The 4,041-nt window shown below is 70.2% G+C and carries 2 protein-coding genes; both read left to right on the forward strand.

The genetic code is table 11. The features are described 5' to 3' along the window. The coding region (locus ACFYWY_RS38050) for an SDR family NAD(P)-dependent oxidoreductase (protein ID WP_389196064.1) at positions 1-2,148 on the forward strand (2,148 nt) is incomplete at its 5' end. A gap of 46 nt (positions 2,149-2,194) precedes the next feature. Then, on the forward strand, positions 2,195-4,041 hold a 1,847-nt coding region (locus tag ACFYWY_RS38055), incomplete at its 3' end, for a type I polyketide synthase (protein WP_389196067.1).

The following is a 4,041-nucleotide window of genomic DNA, read 5'->3' on the forward strand; positions in this document are numbered from 1 at the left end:
GTGGAGCGCGAGGATCTGGAGGGTCTGGCCGGGACGTTGGGCCTGTCCGAGGATGGGGCGCTGCGTGAGGTGTTGCCGGCGTTGTCGTCGTGGCGCCGGCAGCGGCAGCAGCGCAGCACGGTGGACGGGTGGCGTTACCGGATCGTATGGCGGCCCCAGCCGGAGCCGGAGCAGGGGACGTTGGAAGGCAGCTGGCTGATCGTCGTCCCGGCAGACCACGAGAACGACGACCTCGTACAGTCGACGTCCCGCGCCCTCGGCAACCGGGCCCGCCTCATGCCCGTATCGACGTCCACCAGCCATGCTGAACTGGCGGAGCGTCTGGCCGTACTGCACAGTGAAGCCGACGGCCCCGGCCCCCTCCATGTCGTGTCGCTGCTTGCTCTCGACGACCAGGACGCCGACGGCCACGCGGGAGTCTCCGGTGGTCTGCTCTGCACCATCGCCCTGGCCCAGGCGCTCGCCGACACGGACCTGAACGCCCGTCTGTGGGGGGTCACCCAGGGCGCAATCTCCATCGGCACGCCCGGGCGGGGGCCGGAATCCGGCCGAGAGCCGGACCTCCTCGGCAATCCCGCCCAGGCCGCGATCTGGGGTCTGGCCCGCGTCTTCGGCCTCGACCACCGTGATCGGTGGGGTGGCCTGATCGACCTGCCGGGGACCCTGGACGACCACACGTTCCGCCGCTTCTTGTCCCTGCTCAGCGGTGATGGCGGCAGCCAGGACGAGTACGCCGTGCGCGCCTCCGGTGTCTACGTCCGGCGCATGGTGCACGCTCCCCTCGATACGGCGGCCAGGACCGAGCCATGGCAGCCGCGCGGCACGGTTCTCGTCACCGGCGGCACCGGAGCACTCGGCGCACACGTGGCGAGGTCGCTCGCTGCCGACGGCGCGGAACACCTCGTGCTCGCCAGCAGGCGCGGGCCCGAGGCCCCAGGCGCCGCCGAATTGTCCGCCGAGCTGACCGCACTCGGCACGCGCGTCACCGTGGCCGCTTGCGATGTGACCGATCGCGCCGCCGTGGCCAAGCTGCTGGATTCGCTGTCCGACGAGGTCCCGTTGACCGCAGTCGTGCACACCGCGGGCGTCGTCGGCGAAGCCCGGCCGCTCGCCGAGACCTCCCTCGAAGAGGCAATGGCAGCCGTACACGCCAAGGTCTCCGGGGCCCTTCACCTCGACGAGCTGCTGGCCGACCACCCGCTGGAGGCCTTCGTACTGTTCTCCTCCGGGGCCGGAGTGTGGGGCAACGGCGGTCAAGGCCCCTACGCGGCAGCCAACGCCTATCTCGACGCGCTCGCCGAATGGCGCCGCGCCCAGGGCCGGACGGCCACCTCCATCGCCTGGGGAGCCTGGGCGGGAGGCGGCATGGTCGACGAGGCCGTGGCAGAGCAGCTGCGTCGCCGGGGTGTTCCCGGGATGGCTCCTGACCTTGCCGTACACGCCTTGCGCGAGGCCGTCGACCACGGTGAGGCCACACTCGTCGTCGCCGACATCCGGTGGGACCGCTTCCTCCCCGCGTACACGGCGGGCGGGCCACGCCCGCTCCTGGACGAGCTGCCGGAGGTGAGGGAACTTCTGGCCGTCCAGAAGGAGAAGGAGGAGAAGGCAGACGACGCCGACAAGGGATCGGACCTGCCTGGCACGCTGGCCGCCCTTCCGGAGCCCAAGCGCAAGCGCATGCTCCTGGAACTCGTCCGCACCCACGCCTCCGCAGTGCTCGGGCACTCCTCGACGGACTCGGTCAGGCCCGCGCGTGCCTTCCGCGAGCTGGGCTTCGACTCGCTGACCGGGGTGGAACTGCGCAACCGGCTCAATGCGGCCACCGCACTGACACTCCCCGCCACGCTCGTCTTCGACCACCCCACTCCGACCGCGCTCGCTCAGTACCTGCGGGACGAACTCCTGCCCCTGCAACCGGATGCGGCTCCCGGAACCCGCATGGTCCGCGAACTGCAACAGGTCGAGAACGCACTGCGAGGGGCCAGCGACGACGACACCCGGCGGGCTCTCACCGACGGGCTGCGCAGCCTGCTCATCCAGTGGGAGGGCGAAGCGCCGCCGCAAGCGGAGGCCGTCGACGACGAACTCACGGAAGCGAGCGACGAGGACATGTTCGACCTGATCGACAGGGAACTGGGGATCGGCTGACCCGGTACGTACACCGACCGCAGGTTTCTTGAAGGGCTGACGCTACATGGACAACGAGGACAAGCTCCGCGACTACCTCAAGCGGGTCACCACGGATCTGCGGCAGACCCGCCGCAGGTTGCAGGAGGTGGAGTCGCGGGAGCAGGATCCCATCGCGATCGTCGCCATGGCCTGCCGGCTCCCGGGAGGAGTGCGCTCTCCTGAAGACCTCTGGCGGCTGGTGGCCGATCGCACCGATGCCATCGCGGCCATGCCGACCGACCGCGGCTGGGACCTGGACGGCATGTACGACCCGGACCCCGACCGGGTGGGCAGCAGCTATGTGCGCGAGGGCGGTTTCCTCTACGACGCCTCGGAGTTCGACGCCGGTTTCTTCGGGATCTCGCCGCGCGAGGCCGTTGCCATGGACCCGCAGCAGCGGTTGCTCCTGGAGACCTCCTGGGAGGTCTTCGAGCGTGCCGGCATCGACCCGACATCGGTACGCGGCAGTGGAGCCGGTGTCTTCGTCGGATCGAGCAACCAGGGCTACGCCGCTGCCGCAGACGGGGACACCGCGCCGGAGGGCGTCGAGGGCCATCTGCTGACCGGCGGATCGGCGGCTGTGCTCTCCGGACGCCTCGCGTACAGCTTCGGTCTCGAGGGGCCGGCGGTCACCGTCGACACCATGTGCTCGTCGTCCCTGGTCGCCCTGCATCTCGCCGTCCAGGCGCTGCGGCACGAAGAGTGCTCCATGGCGCTCGCCTGCGGCGCTACCGTCATGTCCTCGTCGCGGAACTTCGTGGAGTTCAGCCGTCAGCGGGGGCTCGCGCCGGACGGGCGGTGCAAGCCGTTCGCCGCCGCCGCCGACGGCACCGGGTGGGGTGAAGGCGTCGGCGTGCTGCTGCTGGAGCGGTTGTCGGATGCCCGGCGTAATGGCCACCAGGTGCTGGCGGTGATCCGCGGCAGCGCTGTCAATCAGGATGGTGCGTCGAATGGTCTGACGGCGCCGAACGGTCCGTCGCAGCAGCGGGTGATCCGGGCTGCGTTGGCGAATGCGGGTCTGTCGGCGGGTGATGTGGATGTGGTGGAGGCGCACGGTACGGGGACGACGCTGGGCGATCCCATCGAGGCGCAGGCGCTGATTGCTACGTACGGGCAGGAGCGGGTCGACGACCGGCCGCTCTGGATCGGCTCGCTCAAGTCCAACATCGGGCATGCACAGGCCGCTTCCGGCATCGCCGGAGTGATCAAGATGGTGCAGGCGCTGCACCACGGGGTGCTGCCGGCGACGCTGCACGCCGACGAGCCGTCACCGCATGTGGACTGGTCGACGGGGGATGTCCGCCTGCTGACGGACGAGGTGTCGTGGCCCGAGACCAGTGCGCCGAGGCGGGCAGGAGTGTCGTCATTCGGCGGCAGCGGGACCAATGCGCACGTCCTGCTCGAACAGGCGCCGGGGGAGGAACCTGTAGACGAGGAGCCCGCGGAGGGCAACGCCGAAGCGGAGGCGGCGGCCCCGGTCACGCTTCCGTGGGTGGTTTCCGGGCGTTCTGCTGAGGCGTTGCGGGCGCAGGCGGACCGGTTGGCATCGTGGGTTGAAGGTATGGAGGCGTCCGCGGCGGATGTGGGGCATTCGCTGGTGGTGTCGCGCGCGGGCCTTGAGCATCGGGCTGTGGTGGTCGGTGGCGACCAGGAGGCGTTGGTTGCCGGGCTGCGCGGGCTGGCGGACGGTGAGGTGCCTGCGGGTGCTGTGTGCGGTGATGTAGAGGCTCTGGAGGGGGATGCCGATGTGGTGTTCGTCTTTCCGGGTCAGGGGTCTCAGTGGGTGGGGATGGCGGTGGAGTTGCTGGATTCCTCGCCGGTCTTTGCTGCGCGGTTGGCGGAGTGTGAGGCGGCGTTGGGGCCGTTCACGGA

It is taken from the genome of Streptomyces sp. NPDC002870 (assembly GCF_042888505.1).
GTDB lineage: Bacteria > Actinomycetota > Actinomycetes > Streptomycetales > Streptomycetaceae > Streptomyces.